General features: G+C 69.2%; 2 protein-coding genes. Both read left to right on the forward strand.

The window, feature by feature from the left end; genetic code table 11:
* Positions 1-70: 70 nt before the first annotated feature.
* The gene (locus A5481_RS35785; protein ID WP_053082456.1) at positions 71-811 is read left to right on the forward strand and encodes an ISAs1 family transposase; all 741 of its coding nucleotides are present in this window, start codon (positions 71-73) and stop codon (positions 809-811) included.
* A gap of 79 nt (positions 812-890) precedes the next feature.
* Positions 891-1289 (forward strand): ISAs1 family transposase, encoded by a 399-nt coding sequence (locus A5481_RS35790; RefSeq protein ID WP_280818887.1) that lies wholly within the window; start codon positions 891-893, stop codon positions 1287-1289.
* Positions 1290-1298: the final 9 nt, after the last annotated feature.

The raw sequence follows: 1298 nt of genomic DNA on the forward strand, positions 1-1298 counted from the left end.
CAGGGCGATTCAGAGAATGCGATTGAGGGGGTGACGGCGCGCGGCGATTGATTCATTCAGGATCTGGAAGATGATCCTGGAGGGCGGCGTGGCCGAAGCACTGGACGTCGTGGGCGCTCGCAGCCTGTGGGATCACTTCGCGGCCATCCCGGATCGGCGCGGCCGCAAAGGGCGCCAGTACGGACTGCCCGCGGTCCTGACCCTGTCTCTGGCCGCCATGCTGTCGGGGGCCAACGATCTGCGCGCCGTGTTCCGGTGGGGCCGACGGCTGCCGCCAGAGGCGCTGTTCCTCCTCGGTCTGGAGCAGGCGCCCTGCCACGCCACGTACCACTACTTCTTCAAGGCCCTCGACGTGACGGCGACCGAGGCCGTGCTGGGGGCCTGGGTACGTGGTGCGGCCGAACAGGATCAGAGCTTGGGTCACGTAGCGCTCGACGGCAAGCGGCTGCGCGGCTCGGCGGGGGTGGACCACGACGGCAGCGGCGGTGCGCATCTGGTGGCGGCATTCGCCATCAGATTGGGCGGGGTGATCGGCCAGTTGCAGGTGGCACCCGACGCCAACGAGATCACCGCAGCCCTGACGCTGCTCAAGGGGCTGCCGCTGCACGGCGCCCTCGTCACCGGCGACGCGATGTTCTGCCAGCGGGCGATCTGCCAGGGCATCCGCGATCAGCACGGGGAGTACCTGTTTGCCGTCAAAGCCAACCAGCCCGAGTTGATGGCCGATCTGGTCCTCGCCTTCGGCGACGCCTTTCCCCCCGGCGCTGCTCAAAGCGCTCAAGACGAGCGGCGCCGCCCACCCGTCCGCTGACGCGCGCCAGCCCGCTCCCGACCTGACCCTCAGCGCGTCGGTCGTCGAGAAAGGGCACGGCCGCATCGAGACGCGGCGCCTGAGCGTCAGCCGCGAATGCGTGGCCCATCTCGGCTGGCCGGGGGCCGCCCAGATCTGCCGGATCGAGCGGATCCGCGAGACGAAGGGCCGGATGAGCCGCGAGATCGCCTACGCGGTCACCAGCCTCACGCCCGAGCAAGCCGATCCCGACGCCCTGCTGGCGCTCTGGCGCGACCACTGGCTGATCGAGAACCGCCTGCACTGGCGCCGCGACGTGATCCTTCGCGAGGACGACAGCCGCATCCGGACAGGGGCCGGCCCCCAGGCCATGGCCGCACTGCGCAATGCCATGCTCCACCTCGTGAAAGACGCCCCTGGACCGCTGCGCGCAATCCGGGAAGCCCTCGCCGAAAACAGGCACCACGCCATCAAAGCCGCTCAAAGAGGCTTTCTTTGAATGGCCCTG

The sequence above is a fragment of the Methylobacterium platani genome, from assembly GCF_001653715.1.
GTDB lineage: Bacteria > Pseudomonadota > Alphaproteobacteria > Rhizobiales > Beijerinckiaceae > Methylobacterium > Methylobacterium platani.